General features: G+C 43.2%; 18 protein-coding genes and 1 riboswitch. Of the genes, 7 read left to right on the forward strand and 11 right to left on the reverse strand.

The features are described 5' to 3' along the window. Positions 1-44: 44 nt before the first annotated feature. The 3 genes from FTU09_RS09455 to xerD all read right to left on the reverse strand — a co-directional run bounded on the left by FTU09_RS09455 (position 45) and on the right by xerD (position 3,431). A complete protein-coding gene (locus FTU09_RS09455; protein WP_004975708.1) occupies positions 45-1,349 on the reverse strand; it encodes a homoserine dehydrogenase in 1,305 nt (434 codons plus the stop codon). A gap of 199 nt (positions 1,350-1,548) precedes the next feature. Next, positions 1,549-2,364 carry a DsbC family protein gene (locus FTU09_RS09460; RefSeq protein ID WP_004975709.1) on the reverse strand — a complete coding sequence of 272 codons (816 nt, stop codon included), beginning with the start codon at positions 2,362-2,364 and terminating at the stop codon, positions 1,549-1,551. A 149-nt stretch (positions 2,365-2,513) separates the two neighbouring features. Further along, the gene (xerD, locus tag FTU09_RS09465) at positions 2,514-3,431 is read right to left on the reverse strand and encodes a site-specific tyrosine recombinase XerD (RefSeq protein ID WP_004975712.1); all 918 of its coding nucleotides are present in this window, start codon (positions 3,429-3,431) and stop codon (positions 2,514-2,516) included. Positions 3,432-3,616: 185 nt separating this feature from the next. On the opposite strand from xerD, the gene FTU09_RS09470 reads away from it, so the two are divergent. The 5 genes from FTU09_RS09470 to ftsW all read left to right on the forward strand — a co-directional run bounded on the left by FTU09_RS09470 (position 3,617) and on the right by ftsW (position 8,748). Then, complete coding sequence (locus FTU09_RS09470; protein ID WP_004975713.1) at positions 3,617-3,877, forward strand: FeoA family protein; 261 nt, start codon at positions 3,617-3,619, stop codon at positions 3,875-3,877. Beyond that, positions 3,874-5,730 (forward strand): ferrous iron transporter B, encoded by a 1,857-nt coding sequence (locus FTU09_RS09475; protein WP_004975715.1) that lies wholly within the window; start codon positions 3,874-3,876, stop codon positions 5,728-5,730. Before FTU09_RS09470 ends, FTU09_RS09475 begins: the two co-directional genes overlap by 4 nt. Before the next feature lie 32 nt (positions 5,731-5,762). Beyond that, complete coding sequence (locus FTU09_RS09480; RefSeq protein WP_154321146.1) at positions 5,763-6,014, forward strand: DUF6587 family protein; 252 nt, start codon at positions 5,763-5,765, stop codon at positions 6,012-6,014. 171 nt (positions 6,015-6,185) lie between these two features. Continuing rightward, positions 6,186-7,532 (forward strand): UDP-N-acetylmuramoyl-L-alanine--D-glutamate ligase, encoded by a 1,347-nt coding sequence (gene murD, locus FTU09_RS09485; RefSeq protein ID WP_104853279.1) that lies wholly within the window; start codon positions 6,186-6,188, stop codon positions 7,530-7,532. 19 nt (positions 7,533-7,551) lie between these two features. After that, complete coding sequence (gene ftsW / locus FTU09_RS09490) at positions 7,552-8,748, forward strand: putative lipid II flippase FtsW (RefSeq protein ID WP_004975720.1); 1,197 nt, start codon at positions 7,552-7,554, stop codon at positions 8,746-8,748. Positions 8,749-8,759: 11 nt separating this feature from the next. Here ftsW and FTU09_RS09495 read toward each other — a convergent pair whose 3' ends face one another. The 7 genes from FTU09_RS09495 to FTU09_RS09525 form a co-directional block, all read right to left on the reverse strand. Continuing rightward, a complete protein-coding gene (locus FTU09_RS09495; protein ID WP_104852920.1) occupies positions 8,760-8,999 on the reverse strand; it encodes a zinc-ribbon domain-containing protein in 240 nt (79 codons plus the stop codon). 52 nt (positions 9,000-9,051) lie between these two features. Then, a complete protein-coding gene (gluQRS, locus tag FTU09_RS09500) occupies positions 9,052-9,981 on the reverse strand; it encodes a tRNA glutamyl-Q(34) synthetase GluQRS (RefSeq protein ID WP_004975723.1) in 930 nt (309 codons plus the stop codon). Between the two features lie 2 nt (positions 9,982-9,983). Continuing rightward, complete coding sequence (gene dksA, locus FTU09_RS09505) at positions 9,984-10,511, reverse strand: RNA polymerase-binding protein DksA (RefSeq protein WP_004975725.1); 528 nt, start codon at positions 10,509-10,511, stop codon at positions 9,984-9,986. Between the two features lie 212 nt (positions 10,512-10,723). After that, positions 10,724-11,530 (reverse strand): 3',5'-cyclic-AMP phosphodiesterase, encoded by an 807-nt coding sequence (gene cpdA, locus FTU09_RS09510; protein ID WP_179993481.1) that lies wholly within the window; start codon positions 11,528-11,530, stop codon positions 10,724-10,726. A gap of 10 nt (positions 11,531-11,540) precedes the next feature. Beyond that, on the reverse strand, positions 11,541-12,161 hold the full coding sequence (locus tag FTU09_RS09515; RefSeq protein WP_004975729.1) for an NUDIX domain-containing protein: 621 nt from the start codon (positions 12,159-12,161) through the stop codon (positions 11,541-11,543). A gap of 77 nt (positions 12,162-12,238) precedes the next feature. After that, positions 12,239-14,134 (reverse strand): phosphomethylpyrimidine synthase ThiC, encoded by a 1,896-nt coding sequence (gene thiC, locus FTU09_RS09520; protein WP_179988993.1) that lies wholly within the window; start codon positions 14,132-14,134, stop codon positions 12,239-12,241. Positions 14,135-14,236: 102 nt separating this feature from the next. Then, a riboswitch (TPP riboswitch) is annotated at positions 14,237-14,384 on the reverse strand. 99 nt (positions 14,385-14,483) lie between these two features. Further along, positions 14,484-15,548 (reverse strand): hypothetical protein, encoded by a 1,065-nt coding sequence (locus tag FTU09_RS09525; protein WP_104852921.1) that lies wholly within the window; start codon positions 15,546-15,548, stop codon positions 14,484-14,486. A gap of 432 nt (positions 15,549-15,980) precedes the next feature. Between FTU09_RS09525 and FTU09_RS09530 the strand changes: the two genes are divergently transcribed. Both FTU09_RS09530 and phoU read left to right on the forward strand, forming a co-directional pair. Continuing rightward, positions 15,981-17,324 (forward strand): TolC family outer membrane protein, encoded by a 1,344-nt coding sequence (locus FTU09_RS09530; protein ID WP_180080073.1) that lies wholly within the window; start codon positions 15,981-15,983, stop codon positions 17,322-17,324. A 450-nt stretch (positions 17,325-17,774) separates the two neighbouring features. Further along, the gene (phoU, locus tag FTU09_RS09535) at positions 17,775-18,497 is read left to right on the forward strand and encodes a phosphate signaling complex protein PhoU (RefSeq protein ID WP_004975736.1); all 723 of its coding nucleotides are present in this window, start codon (positions 17,775-17,777) and stop codon (positions 18,495-18,497) included. A gap of 527 nt (positions 18,498-19,024) precedes the next feature. On the opposite strand, the gene FTU09_RS09540 is transcribed toward phoU, so the two are convergent. Continuing rightward, positions 19,025-19,297, reverse strand: coding sequence for an oxidative damage protection protein (locus FTU09_RS09540; protein ID WP_004975738.1), 273 nt, complete (start codon positions 19,295-19,297; stop codon positions 19,025-19,027). Between the last annotated feature and the right edge of the window lie 7 nt (positions 19,298-19,304).

Genomic DNA, 19,304 nt, shown 5'->3' on the forward strand with positions numbered 1-19,304 from the left:
TTGTGTGTAGAGCTTGGCAAGGGGAAATACTCCCCTCCACCCGATTAATTATCAAGCGATTCTAAACGAATTCGTACAATTTCGCCATGAATGGTTGGCAATGCTTGAATTTGTTGTAACGCTTCATCCATTTTTGATTCTAGGACTGGGTCAGTCAGAATCACGATAGGAATAAGGTCTTTTAAGCGTGATTGCTGCATGATGGCATCAATACTGATTCCCGCGCGGCTTAAAATAGTGGTCACATCAGCAAGTACGCCAGTTTGGTCTTCGGCATTAATGCGAATGTAGTAACCCGTGGTCATTTCTTCACGGCTTAAAATTGGCAAGTCGGTTAAGGCTTCAAATGCCAATTGCGGAATTGTACCTGCGCCATCTTCGGTATAAGAAATGTCACGGACAATATCAACAACATCTGCAACTACTGCAGAGGCTGTTGGGCCTGCACCTGCACCTGCGCCATAATAGAGCGTTGGACCAACCGCATTGGCTTGTACCAAGACCGCGTTTTTCACGCCATTAACATTGGCAATCAATTCTTCTTCAGGAATTAAAGTTGGGTGAACACGCAATTCAATACCTTTATCGGTACGACGGGCAATCCCCAAGTGTTTGATGCGGAAACCGAGTTCTTCGGCATATTTCACATCTTGTGCGGTCACTTTGCCAATACCTTCGGTAAAGACTTTGTCAAACTGTAGTGGAATACCAAATGCACATGAAGCCAAAATAGTCAGTTTGTGTGCAGCATCAATACCTTCGACGTCAAAAGTCGGATCGGCTTCGGCATAGCCTAATTCTTGTGCTTCTTTCAGTACGTCTTCAAATGCACGACCTTTTTCACGCATTTCACTTAAAATGAAGTTGCCTGTACCGTTGATGATGCCTGCCAACCATTCAATTTTGTTGGCAGCCAAACCTTCACGGATGACTTTAATAATTGGAATACCACCTGCAACCGCAGCTTCATAGGCAATTTGTACGGCATTGTCTTCAGCTGCTTTAAATAGCTCATTGCCGTGTTCTGCAAGTAGGGCTTTGTTGGCTGTCACTACTTGTTTGCCGTGCTTCATGGCTTCCATGATCACGTCATAAGCAGGGTGAATACCGCCCATCACTTCAACCACCACGTCTACATCGGGTTGACGGACAATGTCCATCAAGTCGGAGCTTTGCTTGACCGATTCAGGCAAGTTTAGGTCAGGACGCGGACGACGTGTTCCCACATAAGTGATTTCAATTTCACGACCGGTGCGACGTCTAATCTCAGCAGCATTTTCTTTTAATAGTTTAAGGGCACCACCACCCACAGTACCAAGACCGAGGATTGCCAGACGAACTGGTTTCACGTCACACTCCATATTTTAATAACTTTAAGCAAGCCTAGATCATAGCTAAAAAAACGCGCTGACTCTAGGGCAGATCTCACTTATCTTCACAGTATAAAAAAAAGTAAAATAACGCATAAAAAATCGTTATTTATATTGGCTTCATAGATGCTACGTCTTGGTGTATTGGGATGATGCAGCATCCACAGATCCGCTATTTTTATTTGTCTAAGCGCTTGATCAATTCAGCGGTAGACAGATAGCCGCCTAAATATACGCCTTCGGCATTATAAATCGCAGGTGTGCCATTGACGCCCATATTTAAGCCCAATTGATACTGAGCACGAACAGGGTTTTTACAGTTGGCAGGTGCAATTTGTGCGCCATTCATGACCTGATTAAAGGCAGCGTGACGATCTTCACTACACCAAATTGCTTCCATAGCAGGCATGTGCTGTTCACCACGCGGCCAAGCAATGTAACGGACTTCAATGCCTTTACCATTCATTTCATCCATTTGTTCATGTAGACGATGGCAATATGGACAGCTGACATCGGTAAATACATAAATGACGTGTTTGGTTTTGCCTTTGGCAGGGAATACCAATAAATCTTCCTGTTTTAATTCAGCAAAAATTTTCTTGTTCACGCCTGCTTGCAGGTTTTCACTGACGTTATGTAGTTCTTTGTCACCTAAACGGATCACATCGCCCTGAATAATGTATTTGCCATCACTGGTGGCATAGACCGATGACATGCCTTCAAGACTCACCCAAAATAAATTTGGGACTTCCGTGGCTTTAATGTCGGTAATTTTGGCGTTGATACCTGCAGTTTTAAAATGTTGCTGCAAGGTTGTACTTAAACGCTGTTGTGCATTGCGTTCAATCAGGGTTGATGCTTCACCCGTTGCAGGCGCACTGGCGGTGAGTGTGGTTTGCTTTTTATCTTCATTGTTTGCATTTGAACATGCGGTGATTGCAAAAGCACTTGCCAGTGAACAGGCAATCAAAAGTGTCGAGCGGGTAAATGTCATAAACAACCCTTTCTTGTTGGCATAAAAAATAGAGCGTTAGCATAACAAAAAATATTCGTGATCGTTAGGGTCTGTTGCCATTTCATAAATGGCTTACGTTCATAGATGAAGTGTCAACAGACCCTATGCTTCTACGTCGTTTTGTTTTTTTAAGCCCGTGGATGATGCTGGGCATGCAATTGCTGCATACGGATTTGTGCGACGTGGGTGTAGATTTGTGTGGTGGATAAATCACTGTGCCCGAGCAGCATTTGTACCACGCGTAAATCTGCCCCATGATTGAGTAAGTGTGTGGCAAAGGCATGTCTTAACGTGTGTGGCGATAACTCGGCTTGAATGCCTGCTTGCAGGGCATAGCGTTTAATGGCATACCAAAAATTTTGTCGGCTCATAATGCCGCCATGCACCGTTAAAAATAGATAATCGGTGGCACTTTTATACAGTTGCGGACGCGACTCGGTTAAATATTTTTCTATCCACTCACAAGCGACTTGCCCCATAGGCACCAAACGCTCTTTATTGCCTTTACCTACAATTCGTAAATAGCCTTGTTTCAGGTTGATCAACTCTAAGCGTAAATTCAGCAACTCCGTCACTCGCAAACCGCAAGCATATAAGACTTCAAGCATGGCACGATCCCGTAATCCGAGTGCAGTGTTGATGTCGGGGGCGTGAATTAAAGCTTCAACATCGGCTTCAGATAAATCTTTGGGTAAGGCACGACCTAATTTTGGGGTTTTATGCGCAGCAACAGGGTTGTCAGAGCGCAGTTTGTGCTCTCTTAAAAACTTATAAAAAGAACGTAGTGCAGACAGACAGCGCGCAATAGAGCGGGGGCTTTTTTGTTGTTTGGTGAGTTCGATGAGTACATCTGAAATATCGTCATGATTCCATTCAGGCATGGGTTTGCTGACATAGTCGCTGCATTGAATTAAATCGGACAGATAGGCATTGCGGGTATGCGGGCTGACACTTTGTGCGATTAAATCGTTGCGATAGCCTTCCAAAAAGCTCAAAGCTTCTGGAATCTGTATTGCAGCAGGAATACGAGGTTTTTTGTTCAGCATAGGAATCACAGACGAAATCACAAAATTAATTGAGAAATTCGATAATAAACAGCGTTATTTTCTACTCTAATCCAATTCAGCAAGGCTGTCGATGTGATATAAAGCATTTAAATGTAAGTCGACCTTATTTGTTAATTGTTCTCATTTGCATGTTATAATGTGCAAAATGGTATAGGAATTTCACGGTGCGTTTGTCAGAACTTAAAGCAAAACAAACAGCCATCATCCGTCAGGTATTACGTACTGCCGATGGTGGAACATCCCTTAGTGACTTAGTGGCAAACCGCTTAGAAACACTGGGTTTTGTGCCGGGTACGCAGGTGCAGGTGATTACCAAAGGTATTTTTGGTGGTGATCCAATCTTGATTCAAGTGGGATTTACCCGTTTTGCTTTGCGCAAAGTAGAAGCTGAACGCATTGAAATTGAACAAGGGGTGTCTGCATGAGCGATGCCTTACGTATCGCACTTGTAGGGAATCCAAACTGCGGTAAAACATCTTTATTTAACCATTTGACAGGGACACGTCAAAAAGTCGGCAACTACGCAGGCGTGACCGTAGAGCGTAAAGTCGGGCAATTTACCTTGCCTTCAGGGCAGGCGGTGCGGGTGCTGGATTTGCCTGGAACCTATAGTTTAGAAGCCACCAGTCCCGACGAAGCTATTACTCGAGATGTTGTACAAGGCAAAATAGACGAAGAAGGTCAGCAAGATGCCTTTCTTTGTGTCGTGGATACCACCAACCTGAAATTGCATTTGGGCTTGGTTTTGGAAATGATTGCACTGGGTCGTCCGATTTTGTTGGTACTCAACATGATGGATGAGGCGCGTCGTCGTGGCATGCAAATCAACACGCAAAAATTGTCTGAGCGTTTGGGTGTACCTGTGGTGGAAACCGTGGCAGTGCGTGATTCAGGTATTCAAAACTTAATGCATGCCTTAGATCAGGGTAAATTTGCTGTTCCGCAGACAGAATTGACAGGCTTAACAGGCAGTCAGCATCAACGGATTCAAACCATTTTGCATGATGTGGTGCACTTTGTAGATCAAGAAGACAAACGCTCCGACTTCCTCGATAAAATTTTTTTACATCCTGTATTCGGTTTAGTCAGCCTTGCGGTGATGATGTTTGTTGTCTTCCAAGCGGTATTTGCTTGGGCTGCACCGTTTATGGATGGCATCGAAAGTTTATTTGGCTGGCTAGGTGAAGTGATTGGCGAAAACATTAGCCATCCCTTGCTGAACAGCTTGATTGTGGATGGCATTATTGCGGGCGCAGGCGGTGTGGTGGTGTTCTTGCCGCAAATTTTAATTCTGTTCCTGTTTATTTTAATTTTAGAGGAATCGGGTTATTTGCCACGTGCCGCATTCTTGCTCGATAAGCTGATGTTTAGCGCAGGTTTGAGTGGTCGTGCCTTTATTCCATTGCTGTCTAGTTTTGCCTGTGCAGTGCCGGGCATTATGGCAACACGTAGTATTGCTGACCCACGTGATCGTTTAACCACGATTATGGTTGCGCCGTTAATGACTTGTTCTGCGCGCTTGCCTGTATATGCCTTACTCATCGCAGCATTCATTCCCAATCAAACCGTATGGGGCATGTTTAATTTACAAGGTCTGGTCTTGTTCGGTCTGTATATGGCAGGCATTGTGAGTGCCTTGGGCGTATCTTTTGTGCTTAAATTTTTGCAAAAAGATAAATCTGAGCATGTCTTGTTGATGGAGCTACCAAGTTACCGTTTTCCAGACCTAAAAAGTGTTTGGATTGGTTTGCTAGATCGCGCCAAAATTTTCTTAAAGCGTGTCGGTGGCATTATTTTTGCACTGTCGATTTTATTGTGGTTCTTGTGTACGTTCCCGCAGCCGCCTGAAGGCGCGACCATGCCTGCAATTGACTATAGTTTTGCAGGGATGCTGGGGCATGTATTACAGCCAATTTTTGCTCCTGTGGGCTTTAACTGGCAGATCGTGATTGCCTTGATTCCTGCGATGGCAGCGCGTGAAGTGGTGGTGGCTGCATTAGGCACAGTCTATGCCTTATCTGCAGTGGATGAAGATGCCATGTCCCAAGGTTTGGCTGCTTTAATTAGTGGTGGTGGTGAACTGGGCTGGTCATTGGCAACGGGTTTATCGTTATTGGTGTGGTTTATTTATGCACCGCATTGTTTGGCAACTTTAGCAACGGTAAAACGCGAAACAGGATCATGGCGTACGGTCAGTATTATGACCTGCTATCTATTTGGTTTGGCTTATTTCATGTCATTCCTGACTTATCAAACGGCATCGTATTTGTTGGGTTAAGGCACATGCCTGACCTACAGGAGTAGATGAACATGGTTGAAATTTTAATTGTTGCTGCATTGGTACTGTGGAGTGCTGTAGTAGTCTTTAAAAAAGTCTTTCCCAAGACTTCTGGCGCAGTTTTTCTAAAACTCTCCAATTTCTGTACTGAAAAAGGCTGGCATGGCTTGGCCAAATGGCTAAAACCTGCAGCCGCGGCAGGCTGTGGCGGCAGTTGTGGTTGTGATTCTCAAGATCAACCCGCAGAAAAGCAAGTTGAAGTTCAAGCGGTGAAGTGGAAATAGGCTTGTTTATTCACTTTAGCAATATTCTTTTTAAAAACCGTCTGCAATATGACGGTTTTTTTACGCACTGACACAAAAAAACTGCAGGAACTGCAAACAGAAAAAGCATTCAAAACAGCAAAGTGCTACTATTTTGTCTGTTTCAAAATTAGCGCACAAAATGGGGCAAAAATGTTAATACAACGTGGTGGATTAAAAGTCGTTGCAGGACTTGGTATTTCTGGTGTTGCAGCCGTTAATTTTTTACATCATCAGGGTTACCGCGTTGCTGTGACAGATTCTCGCCCCACACCTCCAGGGCATGACCAAATTCCTGCCGAAGTAGAAACCCGTTTTGGTCAGTTTGATCAGGATTTATTGCTGTCTGCGGAAGAAATTGTGATTAGCCCAGGTTTAGATCCAAAACTCCCTGAAATTCAGGCTGCGATGGCGCAGGGCATTCCTGTGGTGAGTGAAATTCAGATTTTACGTCGTGCGACCGACAAACCTATTGTGGCAATTACAGGGTCTAATGCGAAAAGTACCGTTACCACACTGATTGGTTTAATGGCAGAGCAGGCAGGTAAAAAAGTCGCGGTAGGTGGAAATTTGGGACGCCCTGCGCTGGATTTGATTAAAGATGATCCTGAACTGTATATTTTAGAACTCTCCAGTTTTCAGCTAGAAACCACCTCGAATTTAAATGCAGAAGTGGCGGTAGTGCTGAACATGAGTGAAGACCATTTAGACCGTCATGGCGATATGTTCGGTTATCACACCGCCAAACATCGTATTTTTCAGGGTGTGAAAAAAGTGGTGTTTAACCGTGATGATGCTTTGAGTCGTCCGTTGGTGCCAGATCAGACTCCTATGCAAAGTTTTGGCTTAAATGCGCCTGACCTAAACCAATACGGCTTATTAAAAGATGATGATGGCAGCATGTGGTTGGCACGTGGGCGTGAGCGTTTATTAAAAAGCACCGAGATGTATATTCAAGGCACACACAATATTGCTAATGCATTAGCGTGTTTGGCATTGGGTGAAGCCATTGGTTTATCTATGCACAGCATGCTGGAAACGCTGAAAACCTTTAAAGGTTTGGAGCATCGTTGTGAATTCGTCAAAGAATTACATGGGGTGCGTTATTATAATGACTCCAAAGGAACCAACATCGGTGCAACTTTGGCAGCTTTAGATGGCTTGGGTGCAGCAATTCAGGCACAAGGCGGTAAGGTTGCGATTATTTTAGGTGGGCAAGGCAAAGGGCAGGACTTCACTGCGCTACGCCAATCATTGCAACAATATGCCAAACTGGCAGTGTTGATTGGTGAGGATGCTACGAAAATTGAAACAGCAGTTGCGGGAACAACCCAACTCTTAACTGCAGATACCTTGCAACAAGCAGTTGAAATCTGCCAACAACATACACAAGCGCATGATGTGGTGTTATTGTCACCTGCATGTGCAAGTTTTGATATGTTCTCGGGCTATCCAGAACGTGGTCACAAGTTCGTTGCTTATGTCAACGCACTGGTATAACAACAATAAGGTGTGAGATATGGCTGGCTTTGCTCAGACAACAATCAATAAACTCAATCAGGTCTATGAGCGCTGGTTACCCAAACTGCCAGCGGAAGTGAATGTACGCAATGTACTGATTTTTAGCGTACTGGCGCTGTTATGTATTGGTTCAATCATGGTGGCATCGGCTTCTATGCCTTATGCCGAGCGCATGCATGAAAATGCCTTTCACTATGTATTGCGTCATGGCATTTCTATTGTGGTGGCATTAATCGCTGCCGTGATTGCCTATAGAGTGCCGCTGAATACCTGGTTTAACAACACCTTCTTTCTGTGGATTGTGACCATTGCCTTGTTGGCTGCAGTGTTGCTGGTGGGTACTGAAGTCAATGGTTCTAAACGCTGGATTCGGGTCGCAGGTTTTACCCTGCAAGCTTCCGAAGTCGCTAAAGTGATGATGGCCATTTTTACCGCTGACTATGTGGTGCGCCGTGCCGAAGAAGTGCGTAATAACATTAAAGGTCTGATCCGTCTTGCAGTGATTATGGCAGTCACGGTAGGTTTGGTGATTGCAGAGCCTGACTTGGGGGCGACCGTGGTGATTGCCTTGACCATGTTAGGGGTCTTCTTTTTAGCTGGTGCGCCATTAATTCAGTTTGGTATTGCCTTTGGCGCGATTATTGCCGCCTTTGTGTTTTTGGTGGTATTTGAGCCTTATCGTTTTGAGCGTTTAATGTCGTTCTCAAACCCGTGGAATGACCCTTTGGGTGTCGGTTATCAGTTGTCTAACGCCTTAATGGCATTTGGACGCGGTGAATGGGCAGGCGTAGGCTTGGGGCATAGTATCCAGAAAATGTCCTATTTACCTGAAGCACATACGGACTTTATGTTGGCTGTCTTAGGTGAAGAGTTTGGCTTTTTAGGCATTTTTGTGGTGTTGAGCTTGTCTTTTGCTATGCTGATTGCCTGCATTAAAATTGGTCATCGCGCCCTGAAAAACCAGTACTTACGTGCAGGATATTTGGCTTATGGCATCAGCATTATCTTCTTATTACAGATTATGGTGAATGCAGGCATGAATATGGGTATGTTGCCTACCAAAGGTTTGACTCTACCTTTTATTAGTTATGGTGGTTCATCGTTAATTATGTGTGCAGTGATGGTGAGTTTGATTCTGAAAATTGAAGCCAGCACGCATGAGATTAACCCTAGCCGTGAAGAATCCAGCTTCTAGAATTTATCCTTCTATTTCGCTTCTGGCTGAGCATGGTGCAAGACCATGCTTGGCATGACTGTTCCGCAGTGTAAGCACTTGACTGTAGTATTTTTTTGTTTAGACATAGGAAACAAGGGAATAAAAAATAAGGAAAAATATTGTCGTTGCTGTCTGAGTTCATAGCTACTGCGAGTGCGGCAAACGGGGCAGCTAAATTGACTTTTCTCGACCACTTTGGTTTTCGGTCCAACACCAAAAATAAAAAACATGACACAACCTCAAATGATCCATTTCAATTTGAGCATAACTGAATTTTAAATTTTATAAATAATAGCCGTGTAAAGCTGTGCCTGCAGGAATACGTGAAAGATCCCATTGCTGAATGGCTTGCGTAAGCATGCGTGCAGGGGTGTCTAATTCGACAGTGGCTTGATTTAAGGCAGTTAAAGCGGCTTGTAGCAGCTTCGGTGCTTGGGCTAAATCTAAAGCTTGTGCCAAGTTCTGTTTAGACAGTTTTTGCCCTTGTGCATTCATGGCTAAAGGCAGGTGCGTGTAGCTGAGTTTAGGGTAGCCTAACAGTTGCCCCAAATAGATTTGCCGTGCGGTGTTGTCGAGTAAATCTGCGCCGCGAACCACATGGGTAATGCCTTGCAAATAATCATCCACCACCACTGCCAGTTGATAATTGATAATGCCATCACGCCGTTTTAGGACAAAATCGCCCAAGTCCTGCGCAAGGTTGGAACATTGTTTGTCTTGCAGGCGGTCTTGAAAGCAAATCTCTTGGTCTGTGACTTTGACTCGAATCGCTTGATTGGCAAAATCTAAACCTAAATTGCGGCAAGTCCCTGCATAAATATGATTGGAGCCAAGCATTTTGCGGGTGCATTGACAGGCATAGACCAAGTCGCGTTGCTGCAATTGTTGCAACACGGCTGCATAGAGATCGAGGCGATCTTTCTGGAAAATAATTTCGGCATCCGGCTCAAATTGAAAGGCATCAATACAACGCAAGATATGATTTTCACTGCCAGGGTAAATGCGTGGGATGTCAGTATCTTCAATACGTACCAGCCAAGTGCCGTGCTGGGCTTTGGCATCGCAATAACTGGCAACGGCAGTAATGAGAGAGCCAAAATGCAAAGGGCCGGTTGGCGATGGCGCAAACCGACCTGAGTAGCGCGTCAGCGAAATATGATCTCGCTGCTGCGCATGGGGAGCATGCTCCGCTAAAGAATTTTCAACAGTCACAATTAACCGTTATTTTGCTTCTCTTTGATCTCTGCCAAAGTTTTGCAGTCAATACATAACGTTGCCGTTGGGCGTGCTTCTAAACGACGCAGACCAATTTCGATACCACAAGTTTCACAGAAACCATAGTCATCGTTTTTAATCGCTTCAATGGATTGTTCAATTTTACGAATCAATTTACGTTCACGGTCACGGGTACGTAATTCAATCGCAAATTCTTCTTCTTGTGTCGCGCGGTCATTCACATCAGGCAAAGCGGTATTTTCGTCTTGCATGGTGTTGAGTGTACGATCTACTTCTGACATTAACTCTTCTTTCCACGCCATTAAAATTTGACGGAAATGTTCGAGTTGTCCTTCAGACATGTATTCTTCATTCTTTTTCGGCTGATAAGGTGCAATACCAAATAAGCTAGCTGTAGAACCACCCTCTAAAGCCTTTGGCTTTGCCTTACGCACGCGTTTTGTAGCTTTTTCTTCTACAAGATCTGTTTGTTCGTCCAAGACTTGATTTTGGTTGTCATTCGCCATGTAGGGCATTCCTCATCATATGCGTAAGATTCATACGCGAAAAATATGGTGATATGCAAGTGTTTTTATCCACTCCCTCAGAAAGAATTCTCTCTTCGGGGGACGTCATCATATAGACTTTTTTTGATTATGGATAGTCTTTGATGTTTGGATGTGTTATCGCATTTTTTCGTTGAAGGCATAAAGTAAAGCAAAAAAAATAAAATGGAAAGTTAATAACCTGAAATTTCAAAATTTATTTGTTGTGTGACATGCTCAACCCGATGCACTTGGGTGCTAAAACTGCCATCTGCATTCAAATGTAACACACGGTAACCCGGTGCCTCAGGCCCAAGCGCAAAGTGCTGGCTATGTGGTTTAAATTGCACGCAGGTCGAAGGCGTAGAGTAAAATTGAATCCCTTGCCATTCATTTAATGAGTCTTGATGCACATGCCCACACAGCACCAATTTGACATTGTTGTGGCGTGCCAATACATCAATTAAGGCTTCGGTATTTTTAAGTTTGTGCTGATCTATCCAGTGCGATTGCATATCAAAAGGATGATGATGACAGGCAATGATCACATGCTGATGCGCATGTTGCTGTAAAAGCTGATCTAACTGCTGTAATTGTGCTGCGTCCATCCAGCCATCAATCCGACCTTTGACTGCAGTATTCAGTAAAATGACACTCCAATTGCCCAACTCAATTGCATGAACTTGATTGGACTGTAAATGGAATGGAAAAACCGCGGCATCATCATGATTGCCCGGAATCTGGAAATGCGGCGTATTCAAAGTCTGCATAAATTTTAAATAGCGCTGATATGTCGCTGCAACAGGCACTTGTGCTAAATCGCCAGTATGGAAAATAGCATCGAGCTGCGGATATTGCTGTTGAATATCGTGCATTACCGCATGAAAGCTACGTTCAGGATTCATGTGCACAAACTCTAAATCTTCCTGATTCATGAGGTGCGTATCTGAAATTTGTACAATGGTCCAGCGTTGCTGGTGATTGTTTGAGAATAAAGTCATGCCTGACCCCTTAGACATCCTTCACGGTTTTAATTTGTTGTTGTAACCATTGCAATGCCATGATGACAGGTGCGTTTTTTAGCCGACCATTGGTCAGCAAGTTTGGAATTTCCTGATAATCAAGAATGTGTAATTGAATATTCTCTCCTTCATCTGGCATACCAAACACGCCACCTTCCTGTGGTAACGTGGTGCTCGCACTATATAAGTGGAACAATTCTGCGCATGCACCCGCAGATGGATAAAAACTGAATAAATGTTGTAATTCTTTTAATTCACAGCCCGATTCTTCCAAAGCTTCACGACGAATGCAACTTTCAGGTGATTCATTGCCATCTAGCACGCCTGCAATCACTTCGAGTTGCCAAGGCGAGTCGCAATCATCAATTGCACCAATACGGAATTGTTCAATCAGGGCAAATTTTTGTTGTGGTGCATCATAAATGAGTACCCCAGCCGCTTCAGGGCGTTGAATGAGTTCACGCTGAAGGACTGGGGTATAGGTGGTTTGATTAAACAAGCGATGGCTCAGGCTGACTTTTTCAACCTGAATAAAACCACGATACAGGTATTCACGTTGGTGAATCTGTGCATCGTGTTGTCCATAAGTTGCTTGTTGAATAATCTTCATAAATTCTCATCAGGATGAGCAAAGCATAATTTCATCCTAACTGAGATTTTATTGAATACAAACGCTTTTTAAACAAATTAGAGCTTATGGTATAATTTTTGACCATGTTCCTGATAAGCGGTTTTCATGGCTTTGAGACCTGATTCGACCTCTGCATCTACTTGCTCCGTTTTGTTCGCAGCATTTTGATTTTGTGCATAATCTCTCACGTTTTGCGTGATTTTCATCGAACAGAACTTTGGTCCGCACATTGAACAGAAGTGTGCAGATTTATGCGCTTCTTTTGGCATGGTTTCATCATGCATGCTGCGTGCGGTATCTGGGTCAAGGCTCAGGTTAAACTGATCTTCCCAGCGGAATTCAAAACGTGCTTTAGATAAGGCATTGTCACGTGCTTGCGCGCCCGGATGTCCTTTGGCAAGGTCAGCCGCATGTGCTGCAATTTTATAGGTGATGATGCCGTCTTTGACGTCTTTTTTGTTCGGTAAGCCTAAGTGCTCTTTAGGTGTCACATAGCACAACATTGCAGTACCGTACCAACCAATCATCGCTGCACCAATTGCAGAAGTAATATGGTCATAACCTGGTGCAATATCCGTGGTTAATGGGCCGAGTGTATAGAATGGTGCTTCTTTACAGACTTCAAGTTGCAAGTCCATATTTTCTTTGACCATGTGCATTGGTACGTGCCCCGGGCCTTCAATCATCACTTGCACATCATGTTCCCAAGCGCGGTGAGTCAATTCACCCAAAGTTCGCAGTTCGCTGAATTGTGCTTCATCGTTGGCATCTTGAATACAACCCGGACGTAAACCATCACCTAAGCTGAACGATACATCGTAAGCTTTCATGATTTCGCAGATTTCATCAAAGTGTGTGTAAAGGAAGTTTTCTTCATGATGCGCCAAACACCATTGCGCCATGATTGAACCGCCACGCGATACAATACCTGTTAAGCGATTGGCCGTGAGTGGTACATAACGCAATAACACGCCTGCGTGAATGGTGAAGTAATCCACACCTTGTTCAGCCTGTTCAATCAGCGTGTCTTTAAAGATTTCCCAAGTGAGGTCTTCGGCAATGCCGTTTACTTTTTCTAGTGCCTGATAAATAGGTACAGTACCAATTGGCACAGGCGAGTTGCGGATAATCCATTCACGGGTTTCATGGATGTTTTTACCTGTCGATAAATCCATGATGGTATCTGCGCCCCAACGGGTCGCCCAAGTCATTTTCGCGACTTCTTCATCAATACTTGAACCCAGTGCCGAGTTACCAATATTGGCATTGATTTTGACCAAGAAGTTGCGACCAATAATCATTGGCTCACATTCTGGGTGGTTAATGTTGGCAGGAATAATTGCACGGCCTTCAGCCACTTCCTGACGTACAAATTCAGGCGTGATTTCAGTTAAGTTTTTAGCCCCAAAGTTTTGCCCTGGATGCTGACGCATATCGACACCTTCGCGTTGGCGTTGGTTTTCACGAATGGCGATATATTCCATTTCAGGGGTAATGATGCCTTGTTTGGCATAGTGCATTTGGGTGACGTTTTTACCCGCTTTGGCACGACGCGGCTTTTGAATATGGGCAAAACGAATCTCTGCAGTACGAATATCGCGTAAACGCTCTTGACCAAAGGCTGAGCTGAGGGTTTCTAGTTTTTCGGTGTCTTGGCGCTCTTCAATCCAACTGTCGCGGATGTTCGGCAAGCCTTTGTTCAGATTAATTTCAACATTTGGATCGGTATATACACCTGAAGTGTCATACACCATGAGCGGTGGATTGTGCTCACCGCCTAAACCTGTTGGAGTGTCGGTCAGTTCAATTTCACGCATTGGCACCTGAATGTCTGGGCGTGAGCCTTGAATATAGACTTTTTTCGATGCAGGCAAAATGCGGGTTAAATCTTTGGCATCTTGCTCGTGTTGAGCAGAAATGTCAGCAGGGGATAGATTCGTTAATTGGTTCATTGCAATGATCCTGAAGAATGAAATCAACGAATCAAGCACGACCAAAAACATTGCAATTGAGTTGTTGAAACTTTAATAGTTCAACATTAACCGTGTGGCGGGGTTTTTAGGTGGCTTGATTCCTACGCAGGTTTTAACCTGATCAGGTTCAACGGTACTTGGGTTTAAATCTGTGTTGCAGACCTTTGGGCAAACAACAAAGAATGGACACAATCTCAGCGAGGAATTACTCGCGCTCCGTCAAGCTGTATAAATAGTAGCACGTTGTTGGTATAAAAGCAGGCTTCGCGCGGCTTTTATTCTTTGATGCCTAATGACAAGTATTTGAGCTTTAAGCGACTTTGGATAATTAGCGAGTAATACAAACGGCATCACTAAAACAATCGCGTTTTGCATGGATGGAGATGTTCTTTAAATTTAAATATTGATGCAACTGTGCATGTACTAAAGCATCATCGCCATATTCACGCTGTTCACGTGCAGTGGGCTGTGCTGCAATTTCAGTGAGTCGTTGTTCACTGCTCATGTGTAAAAAGGCAAGGAATTTACGCGCTTGCTGTGCTAAGGGAGATTTTTGCAACTTTGCCAGTTTTTTAATTTCAAATAATACGGCAGGTTGGATACTGTATTCATCGACATAATCCTGAGAAACAGGACTGTTGACTGTGCCTTTAAACAGCAGCAAGGCATACACTTCGGCTAGATAACGTGCATCCCGTATAAAGTGACTTTTAGGATAACGCTGCACGTAATCTTCCCAAAATAAGGCGCGTTCAGTCAAATCGGCAGCATCAAGGGTGAGTCCACCATCACGCAGGCTGTGCTGCATATTGTCATTGGCCATTCTTTCAATAAAAATTTGCTCGGCATCGGGCATGTAAGGCGCAAAAATAATGGCTAAGTATTGCGGGCTTCGACGATAAACCAACTGTGCTTCACCTGCATCGTATAGCTCTAAATAGGCTTGTCCCTTATGTTTCAGTAAATATTGATCACGCAAGGCAAAGTTTTCAAAATGACTTTGCTGAATGGTCGGATGCTGTGCCATATCAAAAGCGTGTTGGTCAAAGGCAGCTTGTTCTGCAGCGCTGCGTTCTACATGCAAAAAGCGTTGATACATTTGGGTCGAAAGATTGAGCAAATTTAATTGCTCATTCAAAGGCAGCAAGGGTAGGCAGACTTTTAAATCCTGATTAATTTGTTCTAGCGCAAACGTGGTGCGGGTATTGTCAATTTGCTGCATATTGTGCTGAATATTTTCACACATTTGGGTCAAATCCACAGGCTCGCTGGCACTGGCCTGTACCTTTGGTGGTTCAGCTACGGGAGGTGTATCTGAATTTTGGCAGGCGAGCAAATACAGACAACTGCCAAGCAGTAGGGCAAGTTTACTGGCGCGAAGAAATTTAACCATTACAGCAATTCAACATGAGTATTCATTCATCATCTAGTGCCTTCATTTAGGCACTATGGATTCCAAAAATTCAAAATGAGTCATTCATACCAAAATTCTAAATTTAAAATATCCGCTGTGAGGCACACGGTTTTAGAAACTTGGATCGAAGGACGAGGGGAGAGCTTGCATTGTAAAGTCAAAGCCACGGAGTAAATTGTAGTATTCTGCTAGAGTTTGGTTACATGCCTGTGAGTAAGTACCACTTTATGCAGCGATTGTTAGCACGTGTATGGCTTTGCTTAATTATTGCAATGAATTGAAATAATATGAAAAATTATCAAAATTAATGAAAATCATACGAAAAAAATGCAAATTCGCTTTAGTATGGGCGGTGTAAAAATACATTGCAGTAGGATTGACGAAATTACAGAGTGGGTTGATCGAAAAATAATGAAAAAAATGATGTTAGTGACATGCTTATGTTGGATGAGTTCAAGCGCTTTTGCTTTGGATTTAATGCAAGCCTATCAGCGTGCTCAAAATAGCGATCCGACTTGGCGCGCACAGCAATTACAATATCAGGCCGATCAATTAAATTTAGGGCTTGCGCAAGGCAATTTACTGCCAACTGTGACTCTGTCGGGCAATATCACCCGTAAAAGTCAGGAAATGAGTCGAGTCAATATTGCCAGTTCCTCGCCAGAGCTTTTAAGCAGTTCATCTTCATCTTCAACTTCACGTCAAGTCGCGTTAACAGCACGTCAGCCTTTATTTCGTTGGGATGCTTGGCAAGCCCTGAAACAAGTCAAAACCTCGTTAAGCCTGAGTGAAGTCACCTTACGTTTACAACAACAGCAACATATTTTGAATGTATCAGAAGCGTATTTTAATGTGCTGAGACAGCAGTCTTTAACAACAGCATATTTACAAGAAGAAAAAGCTTTGTTGGAACAGCTCAATATGATGAATGCCAAACTGCGTGAAGGTTTGGTGGCTAAAAGTGAAGTCAGTGAAGCCAATGCGCAATATCAAAATGCACGAGCGAACAGGATTGGAACACATGTGCAGTTGGTTTTGGCACAAGAGCAGTTGGCACAATTGATTGGGCCATATCAAGAAAGTTTGGCAGTTTTGCGAGATGACTTTCAATTTCAAAAACCTGTGCCTGAAAGTTTAGAGGCATGGTCGCAATTGGCACAAACTCAAAATTTGGCTATTCAACAGGCACGTTTGCAGCGACAATATGCCGAAGATGCACGTCGGGTTGAACAAGCAGCACGTTATCCGCAGGTAGAAGCTGTGGGCAGTTATGGTTATGCCAAACAAAGCCCTGAAAGTATCATGTCGCCCGATGGTCAGTTCGACCAGGTCGGGATTGAAATGAACTGGAATGTGTTTAGCGGTGGGCGGGTCAATAAAAATGTGCAAAAAGCAGTGGTTTTGGTACAAAAATCTGAAGCCGAGCTAGATGCAGCAATCCGTAAAGCCAATACCGATGTGAAACAGGCATATTTACAAGTCGAAACTGATCAAGCCAAATTGCAGGCGCGACAGGCTGCAATGAATTCAGCAGATTTAGTGGCACGAGCATCCAAAGCGCAATATCAGGAAGGTTTAAAAACCATGGTGGATGTACTGTTGGCACAGCGTAACGCCTTTTCTGCCAAGCAGGATTATCTCAATGCACAGTATGACTATTTGAAGCATGTGTTACAGTTGAAAGCAGCCGTTGGGCAATTGACTGAACAAGATGTGCAGGAAATGAATGCTTGGTTGATTCGGAAAGCCATATAGGGTCTGTTGACATTTCATAAATGGCTTGCGCTGTAGGCTAAAACTGAGCAGATCAGGCATGAAACGCAGGGAATAGCGAGACTATTGCCAAGTTTCATAACGCAATCTGAGAAAGTTTTAGCCACATGAGCAAGAACAAAGCGTTGCTTTGTTTGCTGCGCAAGGGGGCGAGCATATTTTTGCTACTATTGCTTTATGAGTCAGTCATTTAGAATGACTAAATTTCCTGTCCCATGCCTTATATCAGCTAAAAAATATGCGTTGCCGCAAACATAGACGAAATGTCAACAGACCCAAGTCATTTTGTCATCTGAATGGCTTATGCTGTTTAAAGACAGAAACGATCAGACTTGAGAGTTTGGTGAGAAAATGTCATAAAAACGTCATCATTGCTGTGCTTTAATATTCAATCATTGCGTCAGTCTATCCTTTTGTTGTGGAGTGTATTCCTTGAGTACGAATAATCCTGTGTTAAGTCACCATATTTCTTCTCAGTTCAATGAAGATTTGCAGGATGTAAATACCAAATTTATGGCCATGGGTGGTTTGGTAGAGCAGCAGGTTGCCAACTCGATTCACGCACTCTTGGATACCGATGCAGCCTTGGCGGTAGAAGTTCAGTTCCAAGACAATGTTGTCAATCGCATGGAAACCGAAATTGATGAAGCCTTAACGTTGATTTTGGCGCGTCGTCATCCAGCCGCAATTGATTTGCGTATGGTGATTGCCATGTCTAAAGCCAATACTGACTTAGAGCGTATTGGTGATGAAGCTGCAAAAATTGCCCGTATTGCCCAAAACTTATGTGAAGAAGGTGGTTCGCCACGCGGCTATATGGAAACACGTCATATTGGTAACCAAGTGCGTGTCATGATTCACGATGCACTGGATGCTTTTGCACGTTTAGATGTCGATCAAGCACTGCGTGTTTTACTTGCCGATGCCGATATTGACCGTGAATATCAATCTGCAACACGTACTCTAATGACGTATATGATTGAAGATCCGCGTCATATTTCACGTGTGATTAATGTGATGTGGGTGTTACGTTCATTAGAGCGTATTGGTGACCACGCACGAAATATTTCAGAACAAGTGATTTATATGGTCAAAGGTTTTGACGTACGTCATACCAGCGTCAAAGAAATTGAAGAAAAAGTACAGGAACGCTAAGTTCAGCTTTTTTGAATATTCAGCCTCATCTAATGATGGGGCTTTTTTATGGCTTGAAACAGCCGAAATTTTGGATAAAAAAAATCTCAGACTTTGGGGGAAATCTGAGATTGAAATCGGGGATATTTATTATAGTGAGAGATAATTGCTTATCTCCTTGAAAATAAGTATAGGAAAATCACACTCAAGAATCATGTGGTTTATTGTAGTGGAATGTAGCGTTTTATATACAAATGTATTTTTAAATTACATTATTTTTAGTGTGATTATTTTTAAAACTATTGTCTTTAAAATCAATAATTAATATATTTTTGAGTGCTTTACTGTGACTATGAGTTATATGACTTTAGTCGAAAAATAAAAATAGGAAATTAGCTTAATTTTTTGAATCTATTTTCATTTATTTAAAACATTGTTGCGGCAACTCATAATCACAAATGGCATAAAAAAAGAGCCTTCATAAAGACTCTTTTAATTGTAAAATAAACAAGGTTTGAATTTTCCAAAATGAAAAAACAGTACTTGGATTAGTTTTGAGGTTTTAAGCCTTCTGCGACTTCCAAACTGGCATCATTGTTGAGAAACTTCTCACGTTGTTCTTCCAAAAACTTTTTCGCTTCAGGTTCAAACACATTTAAACGCTTTTCATTAATGAGCGTAGTTTGGTGTTTGAGCCATTCCTGCCAAGCCTGTTTAGATACCGTTTCAAGTAATTCCTGACCTTTGGCACCCGGAAAAGGAGCGAAATCCATCGCTTCCATGTCGGTTTGATATTTACGACAAAATACTTGTTTAGACATCTCTCAC

This window comes from Acinetobacter sp. YH12058, assembly GCF_013419805.1.
Taxonomy (GTDB): domain Bacteria; phylum Pseudomonadota; class Gammaproteobacteria; order Pseudomonadales; family Moraxellaceae; genus Acinetobacter; species Acinetobacter towneri.

Excerpts from the sequence above, each read along its gene's own strand:
- FTU09_RS09495 (WP_104852920.1), bottom strand. The coding sequence starts at position 8,999 with ATGTTTTTTATTTTTGGTGTTGGACCGAAAACCAAAGTGGTCGAGAAA.
- ftsW (WP_004975720.1), top strand. The coding sequence starts at position 7,552 with ATGGCTGGCTTTGCTCAGACAACAATCAATAAACTCAATCAGGTCTAT.
- FTU09_RS09525 (WP_104852921.1), bottom strand. The coding sequence starts at position 15,548 with ATGGTTAAATTTCTTCGCGCCAGTAAACTTGCCCTACTGCTTGGCAGT.
- cpdA (WP_179993481.1), bottom strand. The coding sequence starts at position 11,530 with ATGACTTTATTCTCAAACAATCACCAGCAACGCTGGACCATTGTACAA.
- FTU09_RS09460 (WP_004975709.1), bottom strand. The coding sequence starts at position 2,364 with ATGACATTTACCCGCTCGACACTTTTGATTGCCTGTTCACTGGCAAGT.
- FTU09_RS09515 (WP_004975729.1), bottom strand. The coding sequence starts at position 12,161 with ATGAAGATTATTCAACAAGCAACTTATGGACAACACGATGCACAGATT.
- FTU09_RS09475 (WP_004975715.1), top strand. The coding sequence starts at position 3,874 with ATGAGCGATGCCTTACGTATCGCACTTGTAGGGAATCCAAACTGCGGT.
- thiC (WP_179988993.1), bottom strand. The coding sequence starts at position 14,134 with ATGAACCAATTAACGAATCTATCCCCTGCTGACATTTCTGCTCAACAC.
- FTU09_RS09530 (WP_180080073.1), top strand. The coding sequence starts at position 15,981 with ATGAAAAAAATGATGTTAGTGACATGCTTATGTTGGATGAGTTCAAGC.
- xerD (WP_004975712.1), bottom strand. The coding sequence starts at position 3,431 with ATGCTGAACAAAAAACCTCGTATTCCTGCTGCAATACAGATTCCAGAA.
- murD (WP_104853279.1), top strand. The coding sequence starts at position 6,186 with ATGTTAATACAACGTGGTGGATTAAAAGTCGTTGCAGGACTTGGTATT.
- dksA (WP_004975725.1), bottom strand. The coding sequence starts at position 10,511 with ATGGCGAATGACAACCAAAATCAAGTCTTGGACGAACAAACAGATCTT.
- FTU09_RS09540 (WP_004975738.1), bottom strand. The coding sequence starts at position 19,297 with ATGTCTAAACAAGTATTTTGTCGTAAATATCAAACCGACATGGAAGCG.
- FTU09_RS09480 (WP_154321146.1), top strand. The coding sequence starts at position 5,763 with ATGGTTGAAATTTTAATTGTTGCTGCATTGGTACTGTGGAGTGCTGTA.